Genomic DNA, 18,760 nt, shown 5'->3' on the forward strand with positions numbered 1-18,760 from the left:
GCATGCCGCGGGTACACTCGCCGCGAGACGGCTCGGCCGTCACTGCCGGCCGGCTCCTCAACTCAAGGGAGCGTTATGGATGCCGTCCCCCACCCCGCGGACCGGCCGATCATCCTTGTCGCGAGTGCGCCCGAACACGCCAGCGATACGGTCCGAGCCGAACTGGAACGCCGATACGGCGACGACTACGAGATTCTCGTCGTAGACCCTCCGAGCGCCGCGCCCATGCTGCAACAGGCCGTGGAGGCGAACAAGCAGGTTGCGCTTGTTCTCGCCGAGACCCCGGACACGGTCGCCGCCGGGCCGAGCACCTTCGCCGAGGCGAGACGGCTGTTCCCCGACGGCAAACGCGGCCTGCTTATCGGCTGGGGCGAGTGGGCAGCGCCGGAGACGGCCGAGGTGCTCTTCGGGCTGATGGCATCCGGTGAAATCGACTACTACGTGCTTCGACCGGGTCGTTCCCCGGACGAGAGCTTTCACCGGGTGGTCACCGAGTTCCTGCGCGAGTGGCAGGTCGCGGTGGGTAAACGCTCGCGTGACATCACCGTGATCGGAGACGTGGCGCAGGTCCGCACGCACGAGATTCGCCGCCTGCTGGAGCGCGGCAGCGTGCCGTTCGCGACCGCCGAGCCGGACTCCGAGGCGGCTCAGGATGCACTGCGGCGCGCGAGCGTCGAGTATGCCGGTGTGCCGCTCGTGCGTCTGCCGGATGGCGAGATCCTGCGCAATCCGAGCAACCCGGAGTTGCTGCGGGCGTTCGGCTTGAACACCGAGTTGCCGCGCGACGCGGTCGATCTGGCCGTCGTTGGAGCGGGACCCGCCGGGCTGGCGGCTGCGGTGTACGCGGCATCCGAAGGTCTTCGAACATTGGTGCTGGAACGCGACGCCATCGGCGGGCAGGCCGGCTCAAGTTCGCTGATCCGCAACTATCTCGGCTTTGCCCGGGGAGTGTCGGGGGCGGAGTTGTCGCAGCGGGCGTACCAGCAGGCCTGGGTATTCGGAGCGGTGTTCGCGCACGGTCGCGAGGTGGTTGGCATGTCGGTCGACGACGCCGGCTTTCGTCTGCAGATTGCGGGTGAAGAGCAGGTGATGGCGCGTTCGGTGATCCTGGCGTCGGGAGTGACCTATCGCCGTCTGCCCTTGGGAGAGCTCAGTGCGTTCGTCGGTTCGGCGGTGTTCTACGGTGCATCCGCTGTCGAGGCGCGCGCGCAGAAAGGTCACGTCGTCCATGTCGTCGGCGGTGGCAATTCGGCAGGACAGGCGGCGCTGCACCTGGCCCGCTACGCACGATCGGTGACGCTCGTCGTGCGAGGGAATCTTGCCGCAAGCATGTCCAAGTACCTGATCGACCAGCTCGATGCCGCGGGCGTTCGAATCGCCATGGGGATGAAGGTCGTCGGCGGAGGTGGTGACGGACGTCTTGAGAGCATTGTGCTGCACGACCTCGAGACCGGTGCCGAGACCACGGTGCCCAGTGACGCTGTGTTCATCACCATCGGCGCCCGGCCGCACACCGACTGGCTCGCCGCCGAGGTGCTGCGCGACCAGTGGGGGTATGTGCTCACCGGGGCGGACGTGCTCACCGAGGGCGGACGGCGAGCGTGGCCGCACGAGCGTCCGCCCGGTGCGCTCGAAACCGCGGTGCCCGGATGCTTCGCCGTCGGCGATGTCCGCAGGGGTTCGGTGAAACGGGTGGCATCGGCCGTCGGCGAGGGCTCGGTGGTGGTGTCCTCGGTGCATGTCTTCCTGGGCGCCCATCCGTGAGCCGGCGGGCTCGGTTCGGGTTGACGCACTACGCTCGACTCTGATCCGTCGGGGGAAAAGGGGATTTCTGCATGACCGTAGTACGACCGGCGGAAGTCAAAGCCAATCTGCCCACCCTGACGCTCACCATCCGCCTGGTCGTGGCGGTGCTGATCGTGATTGCGGTGGCCGGGACCTTCTTTGACACCGCCGCCCGTGGTCCGGTCAACCCGTTCAACTTCTTCGGGTATTTCACGATCCAGTCGAACCTGTTCTTTGCGGCGGCGCTGGTCGCGGCGGCGGTTATCGACGTGCGTCGCGAGCGCGTCGGTGACCTGATGCTGGTGGTCAGGGCGTCGATCACCACCTATCTGGTGATCGTCGGTTCCGTCTACGCGACGCTGCTCGCACCATTGGGCGTCGGCTCGATTGCCCCCGCTTGGGCGAACGTCGTGCTGCACATGATCACGCCGGTGTACGCAGTGCTCGACTGGCTGATTACCGCCGATCGTCGCCCCATCCCATTCAGCCGGCTCTGGCTGCTAGTGATCTACCCGCTCGTGTGGATCATCGTTGTCCTTATTCGTGGCGCGACCGACGGCTGGGTTCCCTATCCGTTCCTTGACTCGGCTGCCGGGTATGCGGTCCTGGGGATGTATGTGGTGGCCATCCTGGTCGCCATGCTCACCGTGGGCAGCCTGGTGATTCTGGCCAGCCGTGCGCCGATGCTGGCCGCTCAGCCTCAATCCCGCTGATCGAGCGATTCCCGCTGATCGAGCGATTTCCGCGGATCGAGCCTGCCGAGATCTGGCGTCCAGCCGCTGATCGAGCCTGCCGAGATCTCGCCTCCACCCGCTGATCGAGCCTGTCGAGATCTCGCCCGCTTATTTGAACGTGATCGGGCTGTCCGGGACATCGGTGGCGACGATCCCGTGCGGACTGGTCCACTCCAGCACTCCCGGACTGATCTGTCGCACCGTCCACCCGGGCAGGTGTTTCAGGGTGTGGCACCCGGTGCAGAGCAAGGCGAGATTATCGGCCGTGGTCTTGCCGCCGTGTTCCCAGGCGAGGGTGTGGTCGATGTCGCCCCGCGGCGCGGCGCGGGTGCACCACGGACATCGACATCGACGATCCCTCCCGCGGATGAATCGGCGCAGTTTCTTCGAGGGTCGGTAGGTGTCCGCGGCGAGCACCTGGCCGCTCACCGGGTCGGTGAGCAACCGGATCAGTGACGGTGCCTGCGCGGCCAGTCGGAGTGCCTCGGCCACGCCGATTGGGCCGCGGCCGGCGATGGTGGCCGGTTCCTGACCCTGTCCGAGCAGGGTGAGCATCGGGATCACGATGGACACCTCGGCGCGGATGCCGATTCCTGCGGCGTGCGGGGCGTCCGGGCAGCCGGATGGTTGCCCGGTGAGTACCAGCTCGCACATCAGGTCGGAGCGGATCTGGTCCAGGGTGCGTGGCTCGTCCGGGGTGGCGGCTTTGATGGCTTTGGCTTGTTCGGTGAGTCGGTCCAGCATCGGCACCGCGAACACGGTCGGCAGGGTGTGGATGATCTCGGACATGCCGTCCTCGAGTTCCTGCAGCCGCACCGCCCGGTCCTCGACGGCGAGCTGGTGCCGGTCTTCGAAGCTGACTTCCGCGAGCCGGGTCGCGGCCAGTCGGGCCTGTTTCCGCAACCGGCCGGGCGTGAGATCCACGGCGCGGTCGATGACCGCGGACTCATAGGTGGCCCGCAGTTCCGGGTCGCTGATCGGCTGGCCGCATTCGATGATCACCCGGGCATGGCCGACACCGATCGTCCCGGTTTCCAGTGCGGCCAAGGTCTGCGGGAACTTCTCGACCAGGGTCTCGGCATTGCTGATCCGGGCCTGGAAGGTGCGCTCGGACAGGTGGGCAGCCATCCCCAGTTCGGCGGCCAGCGATCGGTAGACCAGTCCCCGGTCGGCACCCTTGCCGGCTTCGGCGACACTCATTCGAGCCAGGTTGGCAAGCTCGCGGCTCTTCCTCGCCTCCAGCTCGGCCTGCTCCTGCTCCATCCGGACAATGCGTTGGATGCCCTCCGGGATCGAGCCGGCAACCGCCTGCGGGGTGAACGGGTCACGCGGGAGGTGTTCCACCAGCCAACCCGACGCGCGCAACTCCGCGACGCGCGCCTGGAACGCGTCTTCGATCTGCTCGGCGGACAACGAATCAAGAGGCGACTCGGCCAGAACAGGGGCTTGCGCTTCGCCCCATCCGTTGGCTTCGTTGCCCATGCTCGAAGTCAACATGAGACCACCGACATTCCCGCGACCAGGCATGCACGACCTGTGGATGATCCAGGGGCGGGGTTTCGATACGCCGCGTCGCTGCGCTCCGTGGCTACTCAACCACCGGTTTGGGCTCAGAGCACCTTCGACAGGAACGCCTGCGTGCGCTCTTGCTTCGGGTTCGCCAGCACCTCGCGGGGTTCGCCGGATTCGACGACGTACCCGCCGTCCATGAACACCAGCGAGTCCGCGACCTCCCGGGCGAAGCCGATCTCATGGGTGACCACGATCATCGTCATGCCGCTCTGTGCGAGTCCCTTCATCACGTCGAGCACCTCGCCCACGAGCTCCGGGTCGAGCGCCGAGGTGGGCTCGTCGAAGAGCATCAGCTTCGGATCCATGGCGAGCGCACGCGCAATGGCGACGCGCTGCTGCTGGCCACCGCTGAGGTGCGCCGGGTAGGAGTCAGCCTTCTCAGCCAAACCAACCCGGTCGAGCAGTTCCCGGCCGCGGGCGATCGCGACCGACTTCGACACCCCCTTGACCTGGGTGGGCGCCTCGATCACGTTCTCCAGCGCGGTCATGTGCGGGAACAGGTTGAACCGTTGGAAGACCATGCCGATGTCGCGGCGCTGCTGCGCGGCGACTCTCGGCTTCAACTCGTAGAGCTTGTCGCCGCGCTCCTCATAGCCCACCAGCACGCCGTCGACGCGCAGGCGTCCGGCATCCACCCGCTCCAGGTGATTGATGCAGCGCAGGAACGTCGACTTGCCCGACCCGGACGGGCCGATGATGCACATCACCTCACCCTTGTTCACGGTGAGCGTGATGCCCTTGAGCACGTGGTTGGCCCCGAAGCTCTTCGAAACGGCTTCGGCCTGCACCATCGGCGTTTCGGTCATCCCTTGCCTCCCGGGTTCTCGCCGATCGGTGCGATCACTTCGGCCTTCTTGTCCGGGCGGGCCTGGCCGACGCCGCGCGAGAAACGCTTCTCGAGGAAGTACTGGCCGACCATCAGGATGGAAGTGAAGAACAGGTACCAGGCGGATGCCACCAGCAGCAGCGGTATCGGGTCGAAGATCGCCGCGGAGATGTCGCGCTGCCGCCCATAGAGGTCGAAGCTGAACGGGATCGCCGCGACCAGCGACGTCGTTTTCAGCATCGAAATGACTTCGTTCCCGGTCGGCGGGATGATGATGCGCATCGCCTGCGGGATCACCACCCGGCGCATGGTCTGCAGCCAGGACATGCCGAGCGCGGTCGCCGCCTCGTTCTGGCCCTCGTCGACGGAGAGGATGCCGGCGCGCACGATCTCAGCCATGTAGGCGGCCTCGTTGAGCGACAGGCCGATCACCGCGAGCCAGAAGACGTCGATCGTCTCGCTCGTCTCGAACGACACCCACGGCGCGGTGAACGGGATGCCGATGTCGATCGTGCCGTAGATGGTGGCGAGCAGCCCCCAGAACACCAACTGCACGTACACCGGGGTGCCGCGGAAGATCCACAGGTACAGCCAGGAGACCGATTTCACCACCGGGTTCGGGGAGAGCCGCATCACCGCAAGGATCACGCCGAGCACGATCGCAATGATCATCGAGTAGATCGTCAGCAGCAGCGTGTTGACCGCCGCCTGCGCGATCCGCTGGTCGAACAGGTACTGGGCGAACGTGCCCCAGCCGTATGCCTCACGCTGCGCCGCATCGATGATGAACAGCAGCAGGCCGATGATCAGGATGACCGCGAAGACGTTCCGCCATGGGTGACGCAGCCGGATGGCCTTGATCGCCTCCGGCTGCGTTTCCTGTTGCATGATCAGCCTGCCGTGGCCGCGTTGATCGTGATCTCGTCGATGCCCCCGTCTTCGACGCCCCACTCCTCGAGAATCTCCATGTAGGTGCCGTCGTCAACGAGCGACTGCAGGGCAGCCTGCAGGGCCTTGGCGAGTTCGCTGCCCTTGTCCACGGCCATGCCGTACGGGGCCACGTCGAACGCCTCCCCTGCCAGCTCGATGTCTTCGCCCACCTGCGCCACCGCGTACTGGGTGATCGGCGAGTCGGCGCTCATCGCGTCGGCGCGGCCGAGGGCGAGGGCGTTGGTGGCCTCGTCCTGGGTCTCGAACTTGAGGATATTGATCGGCTCCTTGCCTGCCGCCACGCACTCCTCGGACTTCGCCGGCAGCTCATCGGTTTCCTCGTAGGTGGTGGCCTGCACGGCGACGGTCAGCCCGCAGCCGTTCGCCGGGTCGACGCTTCCGCCGGCCGGCTGTGCCCACTGGATGCCCGCCTCGTAGTAGTTGACGAAGTCGACGACCTTCTCGCGTTCCTCGTTGTCGGTGAATGAGGACATGCCGAGGTCGTAGCTGCCACCGGTGATGCTCGGGATGATCCGGTCGAAGCCAGACGGCCGATAGTCCGTGCTCACGCCGAGCTTCGCAGCCATCGCGTTGGTGAGTTCGACCGCCCAGCCGATGGGCTCGCCGGCCTCGTCCTTGTACTCGTTCGGCGCGTAGTTCGGGTCGATGCCGATGACGAGCGTGCCGGCGTCGGCGATGTCGTCGGGCAGAAGCGCGGCTGCCTCTTCATCGACCGCGATCTCCGATGCCCCCTCGGTGGTGGTGCCCCCCGGCTCGCTCGCTTCGTTGTTCGCACAGCCGGCGAGGGTCAATGCCGCGACCGCGGCGATGGCAAGAAATCCAGACTTGGTGCGCATGGTGCTCTTCCTCCAGGCGGGCGACTGCCATGTCGTCCTCGCATTCATGACCCTACAACAGGGGGCAATCCTCATCAGTCACGAATGGGATTCGGATGCCTCGCCGGTGCGCTCATAGAGCCAGGGCAACTGCCCGATGTCCAGCCGGTGCCGAGGGCCCGGGGCGTCCAGCAGGGAATCGTCGAGATAGGCGACATCCGGATGCCACAACAGCAACTTGCCCTTTGCACTGTTGGTGATCCGGGTGGTGTGTTCTATCGGGTCGGTGTGGCGAGCAGCGGCGAGCGCGCCGGCCACCGAGCCGTGCTGGCTCAAGGCGTGCAAGGTGACCCAAGTCGGTGGCAGCAGGTGCAGCACGCCGGCGCCGTGTTTGGCGAGCCCGTCGGCGGGTCGAACCCACGCTGCGGCGGTGAGTTCCTCGGTCGCCAGCACGATCTCGGCGTCGGGCGCCTGGGTCCAGTAGAACCAGGTCCGAAATCGCCGTGGCAGCGAGCTGTGCGGAGTCCAGAGTGCTGTGAGCGCCAGATCATCCGCGCCGACCACGAGCCCGGTCTCTTCGCGCACCTCGCGGATCGCCGCCCGGCGGGCGACGGTCTCGACCGGCTCATCGGTGGTGAGTCGATCCTCGGCGTCCACCGTGCCGCCGGGGAACACCCAGGCCCCCGCAAAGGCGCCGCGGTCGTTCGGCCGCTCCACGAGCAGCACCTCGAGGCCGGCATCCGAGTCGCGCAGCAGCGCGACCGTCGCGGCCAGCCGCATGGCCGGATCCGCGTCGGCCCGTCGAGTGGTGAAGCCGTCACTGGCCATCGAGCCTCACTCCCCATCGGACAGGTTCCGACCACACTAACGCCGCCCGCGCGACAGAGTGGTGTCGTGGTCGCCTAGGTTGCCTGCAACTCGCGGGGCCACGCGACGACGTCGACCAGCGCGCCGTTGCGCCAGACGGTGATCTCGATCCGCCGGCTGATGGCGTTCTCCACCATGAGCTTCTGCACCGCGGTCGTGGTGACCACCCGTTGTCCGTCCAGTTGCACGATCACATCGCCGCGGTGCAGGCCGGCTTCCTCGGCGGGGCTGTTGGCGACCACTTGAGCCACCTCGAGGCCGGTCGGTGAACCGACCTTCGCTGCGACATCCGGAGCCAACGGCACCTGCATGCTCGCAATACCCAACCAGGCGCGGCGCACCCGGCCGTGCGTCGTCAGCGATGAGATGATCTCGCGGGTGGTGTCGTTGATCGGCACCGCAAGTCCCAGGCCGATCCCGGCGACGGCGGTGTTGACGCCGATCATCCGGCCGGCGCTGTCGGCGAGCACCCCGCCGCTGTTGCCCGGGTTCAGCGCCGCATCCGTTTGAATGACCTCGTCGATCACGCGCCCCGACGGTGTCGGCAGTGACCGGCCGAGGCCGGAGACGATCCCCGCGGTCACGCTGCCGGCAAGGCCGAGTGGCGTGCCGACCGCGACGACGAGCTGGCCGACCCGCAGCGTGCCGGCATCACCGAGCACCACGGGCGGTGGAACCGGGCCGCGGGCGCGCAACACCGCCAGATCGGAGAGCGGGTCGCGACCGACCACGGCGGCGCTGCCCTCGGTTCCGTCGGTGAAGGCGGTCTGGACCTCCTGGACACCGGCGACCACGTGCGCGCTGGTCAGCAGGTAGCCGTCGCCGCTGATCACTCCGGCGCTGCCGCCGCCCTGTCCCATCGGCGTACGCACGCGCACGCTTGCGACGCTGGGCAGCACCGTCTGGGCCACGCGCATGACTGTTTGCGAGTATGCATCCAGCGGATCGGCATCGACCATGCAGATGTAACCGATGGGATGCACGGGTTATGCCGCCCTAGGATCAGGATCGTGCGCCTCGATCGATCCGGCTACGAACTCGAGTTCGCTGACGACTTCGACGGCATCGACCTCGACCGAACCAAGTGGATCCCGCACTACCTGCCGCAGTGGGCCAGTCGTGAGCGCAGCGCTGCCCGCTACTCGGTCGGCGACGGGATGCTGCGACTCAGGATCGACGCCGACCAACAGCCGTGGTCGCCTGAGCACAACGGGCCCTTGCGGGTATCGAACCTGCAGACCGGAGTCTTCTCGGGTCCGGTCGGCAGCAGCATCGGCCAGCACCACTTCGCGCCGGGGCTCACCGTGACCGAGGAGCAGGCGGCGCAGCGGCTGTACACCCCGCAGTACGGACTGATCGAGGCGAGGGTCGCCGCCATCGCGGATTCTCGGTCGATGGTGGCGCTCTGGATGATCGGCCTCGAGGAAGAACCGCAGCGCTCGGCCGAGATCTGCGTGTTCGAGATCTTCGGCACCGATGTCGGCGTGCACGAAACCGTGGTCGGCATGGGGGTGCACCCATTCGGTGATCCCACCATCGAGGACGAATTCCTCAAGGTGCCAGTGCCGATCGACGCGCGGGAGTTCCACACCTACAGCGCGGAGTGGACCCCGGCCGGGGTGACTTTCTTCGTCGACGGTGATTCCGTGGCATCCGTCGCCCAATCCCCCGCCTATCCCATGCAGCTGATGCTGGACATCTACGAGTTCGAGGCGGGTGCGAATGACGCCTACCCGAAGGAGTTCCTCGTGGACTGGGTGCGCGGGTACCGTCCTCGGCGCCCGGTAGTCGAGTAGCGCGTCAGTCCACCCGGTTGCCGTTGGATGTGCGTAGACAACGCCCGCATCGACTCGCCAGAAATAGCCCATGTTCCTGCTCGGCATGGGCATCTTCTGGCGAGTCGCTGCGAGGTCGGTGAGTAGCGGGCAGCGCATTCGTGTCGACTCGCCAAAAGACGCCCATGTTTCGTTCGACATGGGCACTTTTTGGCGAGTCGCCGGTCGCGTCGCGCGAGGGTAGGGCACTTGTGAGGCGTGGACAGCCTGCCCTAGGTTCTCCGTATGGAGCAGCCGCAGTTCAATGACGACGAGCGCACGCCCGACCACGACGGAATCGAGCCCGGGTCCGACCTGGATCTCGCGCTGGAGCAGGCACTGAAGGCTGCCAATCTCAAGCCGGATGGCGCGATCGCTCATGTGACGTCGCCGTTCGACCTCACCGCCGCCGAGTCCGGTGACGTCGGCACCGGAGGCGGTTTCAGCGGTGTCGACGGCGTCGGTGGCGCTGACGACTGACGCTTCGGCGACCTCAGGATTCGGTATGTCACTCGGTAGTGACATTCGTGAACTGGGGGTCGCGCCTCCCGAATCTGCGTGACTGTCAGTCGGCTTGGCGCGCCAGAAAGCTCCTCGACCATCGGAAGCCCAGCGTCACGCGTAAAGCAGGTCCTCCGCGACCGCCGCTGCCCACTCGGGCACCGCGAGTGACGCGGGGTCGTTCCACTGCCCCGATGTGATCGACTCGAACGCACCACGCCGCCCGAAGAGCTTCTCGATCGGCGTCGCATCGCTCTCGCCCGGCATGTGCATGTGCGTGCGCTCCGAGAGCACCCCGGGGTGGATTTCCTCGACCGCGGCGAGCAACCGCACCCCCGTGTGCACCGGGCGGAATACGCTCGCGTCCGTCACCTCGAGGATGATCCCCTCGCAGTCCTCGCCTGCCCAGTCGCGCACGTGCGGGGTGAAGCCGTACTCGAGCGCATGCACGCCCGGCAAGTCGAGTTCATTGAAGTGCGAGGCGAGAGCCGCGCCGTCGAGCCACGGCGCCCCGATCACGCGGAACGGCACCGCGGTGCTCCGGCCCTCCGAGAGATTCACGCCCTCGGCGAGACACGTGCCCGGATACAGCAGCGCGGTCGCTGCCGAGGGCATGTTGAGTGACGGCGGCATCCACGGGGCATCCCCTGACCAGCGGGCCGACCGGTCCCAACCGGACGCCGTCACAACGTCAAGCTCAACCGCGATCGACCGGGTGCGAACCCAGTGCCGCGCGGCCTCGCCAATGGTGAGCGAGTGACGGATCGGCATGCTCCAGCGCCCGACGAGCGAGTGACACGATTCGTCGAACATCGGCCCCTCGGCATCCGCGAGCGCACCGCCGATCGGGTTCGGCCGGTCGGCGATCACGACCGCGACTCCCGCCTCCGCACACGCCTCGAGCAGATGGCTCACCGTCCACATGTAGGTGTAGAAACGGCTGCCGACATCGGGCAGGTCCACGAGCACGGCGTCCAGTCCGGCCAGGTCTTCGGGTGTCGGGCGCACCCGATCGCCGTAGAGGCTGATCACGGGGATGCCTGTGGCGGGGTCCGCTCCGTTGCCGACCAGTGCACCCTCTTTCGCTCGGCCGCTCAGGCCATGTTCCGGGCCGAAGAACCGATCGATCCCGAACCCGGCCGCAACGATCCCGTCCCGCGCGCGCCGCGCATCGGCGGTGATTGCCAGATCATTCGTGAGGTAGCCGAGTCGGGCCGACTTCAGTCGGGCGACGAGGTCGCGGGGCTCACCGGCGGTGAGGCGGTCGATTCCGTGGTGCACGTGCGGATCTCCTATCCGAGAGGACGAACGAACTGACGGTGAGGCTGTAGGGCCAGGGCTAGTCCACCCGGTGCCCCTGCACCGCCTTGTAGGTCAGTTCGAGGTTGGTGGCCATGCGGTCGTAGTTGCGCTGCGCGATTCGCACGAGCAGGAAATCGATCACGGTGAGCTGTGCGATCCGGCTCGACATCGCGCCGGAGCGGAACGGGGTGTCGCTCGCAGAGGTCGTCAGCACGAGGTCGACGCGGGTCGCGAGCGGCGAGGTCGGCACGTTCGTGATGGCGGCGGTCATCGCGCCGGTGCCCGCCGCGACCTCCATCGTCTGCAGGATCTCAATCGTGCGACCCGAGTGCGAGATGCCGATTGCGACATCCGCGTCGGTGAGCAGCGCGGCGCTCGTCAGGGCGAGGTGATGGTCGCTCCAGCATTGCGAGAACAGGCCGATACGGTGCAACTTCTGCTGCAGGTCCATGCCCGAGAGCGCACTCGAGGCGAACCCGTAAATGTCGATGCGGCGGGCGTTCGAGATCCGCTCGGCGAGCGTGTCGAGCGCCACGAGGTCAAGGTCGCGTGCGGTCTGGTCAATCGCCGACGACTCCTCATACGCGATCTTTCGCACGGTCGTCTCGGCATCGTCGAGCGGACCCACTTCGCCATCGCCAACTTGAAAGCGCTCGCGCCCGGCCGTCGCGCGGTCGGCGTCGACAGCCACCGCGAGCCGGAACTCCGCGTAGCCCTGGAAGCCGAGCGTGCGGGCGAACCGCGCGAGGGACGCGACGGAGACATCGCAGCCGGCAGCCACCTGGGTGATGGATGCCCCGGCAACCGCTGCCGGATCGGCGAGCACGTACGCCCCGATCCGTTGCTCGGTGGGGGTCAATTCCGGCAGTCGTTGATGAAGCGTGGTCAAGGTGCTGGATGACACGACCGCCTCGCTTTCTCGGGATGTTGCTGGGTCGGGACTTCATCTTGGCACGATCTGTTTCGGTCCTGTAAAGAATTTCCAGAATGGGTTATGGTTCTGGTAACTCTTGTCATCACCGCCGATGTGGAGCCTGCTCGTTCGGCGGCACGACCTTCCGAGCGAACGGACAGCATGCACACCTGGGACACGGCGAACCTGCCACGGACCGAGAGCCGCCACCCGGCATCCATGGATCTCGATCGACTCGAGTCGATCGACATCCTGCGTCTCCTCAACGACGCGGACGCCGAGGTCGCCGGTGCGGTGCGCGCCGCGCTGCCCGACATCGCTCGTCTGGTGGATGCCGGCGAACGCGCACTCGCGGCCGGCGGTCACATTGCCTACTTCGGTGCCGGCACGTCAGGCCGACTCGCCGTTCTCGACGCCGCCGAGCTTGTACCGACATTCGATCTGGAACCCGGTCGCGTCGTCGCCCACATGGCGGGCGGCCCCGGGGCGCTCATCACTGCGGTCGAAGGCTCGGAGGACTCCGTCGAGCAGGGCGCCGAGGCGGCATCCACCCTCCAGCCGGGCGATGTGGCGATCGGCCTCACCGCCTCTGGCACCACCCCGTACGTGCGTGGCGCACTCGAGGCGGCCCGGCAGCGCGGCGCGGTGACGGCCCTTATCACGAGCAACCCGGAGTCGCCGCTGACGGAGCTTGCGGACATTGCCATCCTGCTCGACACCGGTCCAGAGGTGCTCACGGGCTCGACCCGTCTCAAGGCCGGCACCGCGGCGAAGCTCGTGCTCAACGGCTTCTCGACGGCTGTCATGGTGCGTCGCGGCCGCGCCTATTCCAATCTCATGGTCGCGCTCGTCGCCACCAATGCGAAGCTCCGCCGACGTTCCGTGCGGATCCTCGCCCATGCACTCGACCTCGACACTGAGGCCGCCACCGACCTGCTCGCCGAAAGCGACGGGCAGGTCAAAACAGCACTCGTACGGCACCTCGGCGCCGTCGAGGTCGAGGACGCTCGTGCCCTGCTGCGCACGAGCGACAACAACGTCCGCGAGGCACTCCGCCTCGCTGTGACCCGTGCACCACAGAAGGGAACGACATGAAGAAGAGGACTCTGATGCTCGTCGGCGGCGTTGCCGCGAGCGCACTCGCCCTCGTGGGCTGTGCGCCGGGTGAGGTCGGCGGCGGCGAGGCATCCGACGGCGAAGAAACCACCCTGACGATCTGGTCGTGGCAGGCGCAGAGCTCGGCCGACTGGGAGCGCGTCTTCGACGTTTACGAAGAAGCGAACCCGAACATCACGATCGAGTTCGAGGGCTTCCAGGCGACCGAGTACAACCAGCTGCTCTCCACCGGCCTCGCCGGTCGTGACGGCCCGGATGTCGCGGCGATCCGTGCCTACGGAGGGGCCCAGGGCCCGATCCAGGCCGGTCAGCTTGTGGCGATCGATGACATCGTCGACGGCCTCGACCAGTACGACCCGATCGTGCTGCAGGCGGCGCAGGGACGTGAGGATGGCGCCACCTACGGTGTCCCGTTCGCGTACCAGACCATGCACATGTACTACAACAAGGACATCTTCGACGAGCAGGGCCTCGAGGAGCCGAAGACCTGGGACGAGTTCATCGCGCTGCAGGAAGACCTGCTCGCGGCGGACATCACCCCGATGGCACTCGGCGCCCGCGAAGACTGGGTGCTGCCGATGTTCCACGACCTGGTGGGCTCCGCTCGCTACGGCGGCAGCGACTTCGCGGCCGAAGTGCAGGCCGGTACCAAGGACTTCACCGACCCGAACTACACCGCCTCGCTGCAGCTGGTGAAGGACATGCAGGAGTACCTCGACCCCAACGTGAACGCGATCGCCGTGGCGGATGCCACACTTCAGTTCACCTCGGGCCAGGCTGCGCAGTGGCCCGGCGGATCCTTCGACCTGAAGGTCTTCCAGGATGGCGCGCCCGACGCCGAGTTCGGCGTCTACCAGGTGCCGCCGGCACCCGGTTCGGTGCTGAAGAACGCGGTGACCCCGTCGTACGCCGACGGCAGCTTCGGCATCAACGCCGCAAGCGAGAACCAGGAAGCCGCGACCGACCTCCTCAACTGGATGACGACGGTCGAGTTCGGCCAGCTCGTCGCGGACGAGATCAAGCAGTTCTCGCCGCTCGAGGGCGTCGAATACTCCGACCCGCTGATGAAGGAGATGAACAAGCTGTACATGGAGAACCCTTCTCCGTACCTGCTGCTGGTCGACTTCCGTTACGGTGACCCGACCGGTACCGCGGTGCTCGGTCCCGACATCCAGGCGATGTTCCTCGGCCAGAAGACCCCGGAGCAGCTCGCCGCAGATCTTCAGTCCGGTGTCTCCACCTGGTTCACCCCCGGTTCCTGATCCATCCTTCCGCTGGTCGGGCGTGCCCGTCCGACCAGCGGAAGTCCCCCTTGTGAGGAGTAGCCGTCATGGCCATCGCATTACCGCCGCGCCGCTCGCGTCCGCGCCCGATCAGTAACACGGGCGTCCACCTGAGGTTCGGCACGAGCCTCGCGTTCGTCGCGCCAGCACTGCTGCTCTTCGCCGTGCTCATCCTGTACCCGATGGTCACCGCCCTCAGCTACTCGTTCTTCGGGTGGCAGGGCACGAGCCGCGACGGTTTCGTCGGGTTCGACAACTACACGACGCTGCTCACGGGCGAGCCGTACGCGACCGAATTGTGGCGCGGTTTCGGCCACAACATCCTGCTCTTCATCGGCGCCTTCGTATTCCAGAACTCGCTCGGGCTCGGAATCGCGACGCTGCTGCACAAGCGCAAGCGCACCAAGCGCTTCTTCCAGACGATCTTCGCGCTGCCCTATCTGGTGAGCCCGATGGTCATCGGCTACCTGTGGTCGCTCATGCTCTCGCCGCTGTTCGGCCCGATCAACGCGCTCCTGCGCGGCGGGGGCCTCGAGAGTCTCGCCCTGCCGTGGCTCGGCGACCCGAACCTCGCGATCTGGGTGGTCGTGTTCGTGACGGCCTGGCAGTGGATCGGTTTCCCAATCCTGCTCTACGGGGCGGCGCTTGCCGGCATCCCGGAGGAGCTCAACGAGGCGGCCTCCCTCGACGGCGCCAAGGGCTTCCAACGCTTCCGGTTCCTGACGCTCCCGCTGCTCACGCCGAGCATCGGCATCATCACGGTGCTCACCTTCATCGGCGCGATGGAGGCCATGGCCATCCCGTTCGCGCTCGGTGGTTCAAGCGGAAGCCCCGCCGGTGCCACCGACGTGATGATGCTGCTCTTCTACCGGACCGCCTTCGAGTCCGGTAACCCGAACTCGATCGGCATCTCGTCGGCTCTGGCCACCGTCCTGTTCTTCTTCATCCTCGCGATCTCGGTGGGCATCACCCGCGTGATCCGCCGCGCCGAGAGGAAGCTCTACTGATGAGCACGTCCACCATTGAGACCACCACCGCCCCCGTCGAGCGGAAGCCCGCGGCATCCGGCCCGCCCCCGCGTCGCCGGGCCGCGCGCGCCGAGGGCAGCTTCGTCGGCCGACTGGCAGCGAACGTCTTCCTCTGGGGCTACGCGATCATCGCGATTGGCCCGCTGCTGCTCATGGTCTCGAACGCGCTGCGCTCGCAGCAGCAAATCGCGACCGAGCCGCTTGGACTGCCGATCCCGCTGAACTTCACGTCCTTCCAGGAGGCGTGGATCACGGCATCCTTCGAGACCTATTTCATGAATTCGGTCGTTGTGACCGTGGGGTCGGTGCTGCTTTCGACGGTCGTCTCCGTGCTCGCGGCGTACGCGTTCGCGCGCACCAGGAGCAAGTTCTTCCAGGGCATCGAGGCACTGTTCCTGTCGGGACTCATGCTCCCGGTGCACCTGGCGATCCTGCCGCTGTTCTTCATGCTCGACCAGTTGCGGATGACCAGCAACATCTTCAGCCTCATCCTCGTCTACGGCGCGCTCGGCATTCCGTTCAGCACCTTCGTGCTCACGGTGTTCTTCCGGCAGTTGCCGCTCGAGCTCGAGGAGGCTGCCCGACTGGATGGCGCCGGGCCGTTCCGGGCCTTCTGGAACGTGATGCTGCCGCTCGTTCGTCCCGCGCTGGCGACCGTGATCGTCTTCCGGTTCGTGCCGATCTGGAACGACTTCTTCTACCCACTCATCCTCATGCGCGACCGCGACAGCTACACCCTGCCGGTCGGCCTCACCCGCTTCTTCGGCGAGTACTCGACGGACTGGCCGCAGCTCTTCGCGGGCCTGACGATCGCGACGCTGCCGCTTGTGGTGGTGTTCCTGTTCGCGACCAAGCAGATCATCTCGGGTCTCACCTCCGGCATGAGCAAGTGACCGCGTCAAGCGCTCCCTGGGTCGTCGGCATCGATGTCGGCGGCACGGGGTCACGCGCTCGCGCGGTGCACCTCGAGACCGGCGAGGTGCGCGAGCGCCGCTCGACCGGCACCAGCGCCACGTCGTCCGGGGCGCCGCGGGCGGTGGTCGAGGCTGCGGATGCCGCCGCCTCCGCCCTGCAGGACACCGGCAAAGTCGCGGCGGTGGTGGTCGGCGCCTCGGGATTCTCCACCATGGCCGTCGGCCTCGACAGCACGCGCGCACGCGTCGGCGAAGTGCTCGGATGCCATGTGATCGGGTTCGCCCCCGACATCTTCACCGCACATGTCGGTGCGCTCTCGGATGCCACGGGCGCGGTACTCGCGGTCGGGACCGGGTCGATCGCGATGTCCCGGTCGAGAACCGGAACCTGGTCGACGGTCGACGGTTGGGGCCATCTGCTCGGCGACCTCGGCTCGGCCTCGTGGATCGGCCGGCAGGGACTCGTCGAGGCACTGCGTCAGCTCGATCGCCGGACCACGGATGCCGCGGCCATGCTCGCGGCCGCGGTGGACCGCTTCGGCGACCCACTCACCTGGCCCCGGCAGTTCGCCGAGCGCACCGACCGTGCTGGCGTCTTCGCGACGTTCGCCCCCGAGGTGCTGCGGTGCGGGATCCAGGGGGATGCCGCGGCGATACGCCTGCGGGATCGGGCGATCGACCACCTCACCGACACCGCGGCGGCCGCGCTCGGCCAGCCCGACGTGCCACCGGTGCTCGCCCTCACCGGTGGGGTCTTCGACGACGCCGATTTCCGCGGTGCCCTGGCCGAAGCGGTCGTCGCGCGCACCGGAGCGCGGATCGTGCCCGCCCTCGGTTCGCCGCTCGATGGCGCGATCGCGATCGCACGGCGGGCAGCCGCGGGCGAGCAGCCGACCATCGACGGCCTCCTGGAGTGGGAGTGACCGAAGGCTGGTCCGCGCTCGCATCGGTCGTTCGCACCGCGTCGGGCGACGTGCTGCGTGACGGGCGGGGCACTCCCCACCGCGACGACCCTGAGGCGCTGCGGTCTGAGCATCTGTTCGACCTCGCCTCGCTCACCAAGGCGTTCACCGCGGTCGCCGTGCACTCCGCCATCGATGACGGACTGCTCGCCCTCGATCAGCCGATCGCCGAGATCGTGGATGCTGCGGCCGTCCGCGACGGCGTGACCCCGCATCACCTGCTCACGCACACGGCGGGGCTGCGCCCCAGCTCGCACATCTGGCGTTCAGGCGCCACCGGTGCAGCCGCGCTCGCCGACGTGCTCGACACCCCACCACTCGCCCCGCCCGGGGCAACCCACGACTACTCGTGCCTGGGCTTCATCGTGCTCGGCCTCGCGCTTGAGGAACTTTTCGGTGCTCCCCTCGATGACATCGTCCTCGAGCGAGTGGCCGGTCCGATTGGCGCGACCACGCTGCGTTGGGGGCCGGTCGCGCCCGAACTGGCGGTCGCCACCGAGCAGCAGCCGCACCGCGGGATGCTGCGCGGTGACATCCACGACGAGCTCGCCGCCTCGATCGGCCGTCCAGTCGGCAATGCCGGAGCATTCGGAACCGTCGACGACGTTGTCGCGCTCGCCTCGGCCGTCGCCAAGCGAAGGCTGCCGCTCAGCGAGCGTGCGTTCACGCTGCTCACGACCGCGGATGCGTCGGCGACCGCAGCCGGTTCGCTCGGTCGGCAGACCCACGGACTGCGCGTGGGCGACCCCAGGTTCATGACCGCGCGCCGGACGGTGGGTCACACCGGCTTCACCGGCACGTCCTTCGTGGCGGATACCGCCACCGGCGCCTGGGCGGTGCAGCTCACGAACCGGGTGCACGCCGGACGCGAAGGCACCTCCGTTGACGAGCGGCGCCGCGCCCTCGCGGCACAGATGAGCGGAGTCAGTCCTCGATGACCGCGAGCGCGTCGATCTCGACGAGCATCTCCTCGCGCGGCAATCCCGTGAACACGGTCGTTCGCGCGGGCAGGATGTCACCCTGCACGTGCTCATCCATGAACGCGGCGTACGCGTCGTTCATGATCGCGAAGTCCTCGCGCCTGGTCAGGTACACCCGCAACATGATGACGTCGTCGAAGCTTGCGCCGCCGGCACGCAGAATCGCGGCGACGTTGGAGAGCGTGAGCGTCGTCTGCGCGGCGACGTCGCCGACGTGGAGGTATTCACCGGTCGCGGCATCGACGGGGCCCTGGCCCGAGACCTGCAGCATCGGCCCCTTGCGGACGCCCTGCGAGAAGGTGTGGGCGGGTGCCGGGGCGTCGGTGGTGGAGATGCGCCGATGAATAGTCACGTCCTCCACCGTAACCTAGCGACGCGGGGCCGGTCGGCGGCCGCG

19 protein-coding genes are annotated in these 18,760 nt (G+C 67.3%); 10 read left to right on the top strand and 9 right to left on the bottom strand.

All coding sequences use genetic code 11. The features are described from left to right. Positions 1-75: 75 nt before the first annotated feature. Positions 76-1,764, top strand: coding sequence for an NAD(P)/FAD-dependent oxidoreductase (locus tag GO591_RS11455; protein WP_157156937.1), 1,689 nt, complete (start codon positions 76-78; stop codon positions 1,762-1,764). A gap of 71 nt (positions 1,765-1,835) precedes the next feature. Further along, positions 1,836-2,498, top strand: coding sequence for a Pr6Pr family membrane protein (locus tag GO591_RS11460; protein WP_157156938.1), 663 nt, complete (start codon positions 1,836-1,838; stop codon positions 2,496-2,498). A 129-nt stretch (positions 2,499-2,627) separates the two neighbouring features. On the opposite strand, the gene GO591_RS11465 is transcribed toward GO591_RS11460, so the two are convergent. The 6 genes from GO591_RS11465 to GO591_RS11490 form a co-directional block, all read right to left on the bottom strand. Next, positions 2,628-4,001 carry an HNH endonuclease gene (locus GO591_RS11465; RefSeq protein ID WP_198295464.1) on the bottom strand — a complete coding sequence of 458 codons (1,374 nt, stop codon included), beginning with the start codon at positions 3,999-4,001 and terminating at the stop codon, positions 2,628-2,630. Between the two features lie 128 nt (positions 4,002-4,129). Continuing rightward, entirely contained in the window at positions 4,130-4,897 is a 768-nt protein-coding gene (locus GO591_RS11470) for an amino acid ABC transporter ATP-binding protein (protein WP_304506148.1), read from the bottom strand. Then, positions 4,894-5,805: an amino acid ABC transporter permease gene (locus GO591_RS11475; protein ID WP_157156940.1), complete on the bottom strand. Its 912-nt coding sequence runs from the start codon at positions 5,803-5,805 to the stop codon at positions 4,894-4,896. The genes GO591_RS11470 and GO591_RS11475 overlap by 4 nt, the downstream gene beginning before the upstream one ends. 2 nt (positions 5,806-5,807) lie before the next feature. Continuing rightward, positions 5,808-6,704, bottom strand: a complete 897-nt coding sequence (locus tag GO591_RS11480; protein ID WP_157156941.1) for an ABC transporter substrate-binding protein — start codon at positions 6,702-6,704, stop codon at positions 5,808-5,810. A 78-nt stretch (positions 6,705-6,782) separates the two neighbouring features. After that, on the bottom strand, positions 6,783-7,511 hold the full coding sequence (locus GO591_RS11485; RefSeq protein WP_157156942.1) for an NUDIX hydrolase: 729 nt from the start codon (positions 7,509-7,511) through the stop codon (positions 6,783-6,785). 74 nt (positions 7,512-7,585) lie between these two features. Then, positions 7,586-8,509, bottom strand: a complete 924-nt coding sequence (locus GO591_RS11490; RefSeq protein WP_157156943.1) for a S1C family serine protease — start codon at positions 8,507-8,509, stop codon at positions 7,586-7,588. 51 nt (positions 8,510-8,560) lie between these two features. On the opposite strand from GO591_RS11490, the gene GO591_RS11495 reads away from it, so the two are divergent. Together GO591_RS11495 and GO591_RS11500 are read left to right on the top strand one after the other, a co-directional pair. Then, positions 8,561-9,346, top strand: coding sequence for a glycoside hydrolase family 16 protein (locus GO591_RS11495; protein ID WP_198295465.1), 786 nt, complete (start codon positions 8,561-8,563; stop codon positions 9,344-9,346). A gap of 264 nt (positions 9,347-9,610) precedes the next feature. Next, complete coding sequence (locus GO591_RS11500; protein ID WP_157156945.1) at positions 9,611-9,844, top strand: hypothetical protein; 234 nt, start codon at positions 9,611-9,613, stop codon at positions 9,842-9,844. Between the two features lie 135 nt (positions 9,845-9,979). Here the strand turns inward: GO591_RS11500 and GO591_RS11505 are convergent, their stop codons facing one another. Both GO591_RS11505 and GO591_RS11510 read right to left on the bottom strand, forming a co-directional pair. Beyond that, positions 9,980-11,146: an exo-beta-N-acetylmuramidase NamZ family protein gene (locus tag GO591_RS11505; RefSeq protein ID WP_157156946.1), complete on the bottom strand. Its 1,167-nt coding sequence runs from the start codon at positions 11,144-11,146 to the stop codon at positions 9,980-9,982. Between the two features lie 58 nt (positions 11,147-11,204). After that, positions 11,205-12,071 carry a MurR/RpiR family transcriptional regulator gene (locus GO591_RS11510; protein ID WP_232466160.1) on the bottom strand — a complete coding sequence of 289 codons (867 nt, stop codon included), beginning with the start codon at positions 12,069-12,071 and terminating at the stop codon, positions 11,205-11,207. Between the two features lie 90 nt (positions 12,072-12,161). On the opposite strand from GO591_RS11510, the gene murQ reads away from it, so the two are divergent. From murQ to GO591_RS11540, 6 genes are all read left to right on the top strand, one after another. After that, positions 12,162-13,175 (top strand): N-acetylmuramic acid 6-phosphate etherase, encoded by a 1,014-nt coding sequence (murQ, locus tag GO591_RS11515; protein ID WP_232466161.1) that lies wholly within the window; start codon positions 12,162-12,164, stop codon positions 13,173-13,175. Beyond that, complete coding sequence (locus GO591_RS11520; protein WP_157156947.1) at positions 13,172-14,458, top strand: ABC transporter substrate-binding protein; 1,287 nt, start codon at positions 13,172-13,174, stop codon at positions 14,456-14,458. The genes murQ and GO591_RS11520 overlap by 4 nt, the downstream gene beginning before the upstream one ends. 68 nt (positions 14,459-14,526) lie before the next feature. Then, positions 14,527-15,486 (top strand): carbohydrate ABC transporter permease, encoded by a 960-nt coding sequence (locus GO591_RS11525; RefSeq protein WP_157156948.1) that lies wholly within the window; start codon positions 14,527-14,529, stop codon positions 15,484-15,486. Next, positions 15,486-16,400: a carbohydrate ABC transporter permease gene (locus tag GO591_RS11530; RefSeq protein ID WP_157156949.1), complete on the top strand. Its 915-nt coding sequence runs from the start codon at positions 15,486-15,488 to the stop codon at positions 16,398-16,400. Before GO591_RS11525 ends, GO591_RS11530 begins: the two co-directional genes overlap by 1 nt. Next, positions 16,397-17,344, top strand: coding sequence for an N-acetylglucosamine kinase (locus tag GO591_RS11535; protein ID WP_157156950.1), 948 nt, complete (start codon positions 16,397-16,399; stop codon positions 17,342-17,344). Before GO591_RS11530 ends, GO591_RS11535 begins: the two co-directional genes overlap by 4 nt. Then, positions 17,341-18,321: a serine hydrolase domain-containing protein gene (locus GO591_RS11540; protein WP_157156951.1), complete on the top strand. Its 981-nt coding sequence runs from the start codon at positions 17,341-17,343 to the stop codon at positions 18,319-18,321. Before GO591_RS11535 ends, GO591_RS11540 begins: the two co-directional genes overlap by 4 nt. Here GO591_RS11540 and GO591_RS11545 read toward each other — a convergent pair. Continuing rightward, positions 18,308-18,715, bottom strand: a complete 408-nt coding sequence (locus GO591_RS11545) for a RidA family protein (protein ID WP_157156952.1) — start codon at positions 18,713-18,715, stop codon at positions 18,308-18,310. The two genes, GO591_RS11540 and GO591_RS11545, sit on opposite strands and share 14 nt — an antisense overlap. Between the last annotated feature and the right edge of the window lie 45 nt (positions 18,716-18,760).

This window comes from Diaminobutyricimonas sp. LJ205 (genome assembly GCF_009755725.1).
Lineage (GTDB): Bacteria > Actinomycetota > Actinomycetes > Actinomycetales > Microbacteriaceae > Ruicaihuangia.

Bases quoted from the DNA above. Each gene is read 5' to 3' on its own strand.
- GO591_RS11460 (WP_157156938.1), top strand. From the start codon at position 1,836: ATGACCGTAGTACGACCGGCGGAAGTCAAAGCCAATCTGCCCACCCTG.
- murQ (WP_232466161.1), top strand. From the start codon at position 12,162: ATGGTTCTGGTAACTCTTGTCATCACCGCCGATGTGGAGCCTGCTCGT.
- GO591_RS11520 (WP_157156947.1), top strand. From the start codon at position 13,172: ATGAAGAAGAGGACTCTGATGCTCGTCGGCGGCGTTGCCGCGAGCGCA.
- GO591_RS11475 (WP_157156940.1), bottom strand. From the start codon at position 5,805: ATGCAACAGGAAACGCAGCCGGAGGCGATCAAGGCCATCCGGCTGCGT.
- GO591_RS11525 (WP_157156948.1), top strand. From the start codon at position 14,527: ATGGCCATCGCATTACCGCCGCGCCGCTCGCGTCCGCGCCCGATCAGT.
- GO591_RS11485 (WP_157156942.1), bottom strand. From the start codon at position 7,511: ATGGCCAGTGACGGCTTCACCACTCGACGGGCCGACGCGGATCCGGCC.
- GO591_RS11455 (WP_157156937.1), top strand. From the start codon at position 76: ATGGATGCCGTCCCCCACCCCGCGGACCGGCCGATCATCCTTGTCGCG.
- GO591_RS11530 (WP_157156949.1), top strand. From the start codon at position 15,486: ATGAGCACGTCCACCATTGAGACCACCACCGCCCCCGTCGAGCGGAAG.
- GO591_RS11465 (WP_198295464.1), bottom strand. From the start codon at position 4,001: ATGGGCAACGAAGCCAACGGATGGGGCGAAGCGCAAGCCCCTGTTCTG.
- GO591_RS11470 (WP_304506148.1), bottom strand. From the start codon at position 4,897: ATGACCGAAACGCCGATGGTGCAGGCCGAAGCCGTTTCGAAGAGCTTC.
- GO591_RS11500 (WP_157156945.1), top strand. From the start codon at position 9,611: ATGGAGCAGCCGCAGTTCAATGACGACGAGCGCACGCCCGACCACGAC.
- GO591_RS11490 (WP_157156943.1), bottom strand. From the start codon at position 8,509: ATGGTCGATGCCGATCCGCTGGATGCATACTCGCAAACAGTCATGCGC.
- GO591_RS11480 (WP_157156941.1), bottom strand. From the start codon at position 6,704: ATGCGCACCAAGTCTGGATTTCTTGCCATCGCCGCGGTCGCGGCATTG.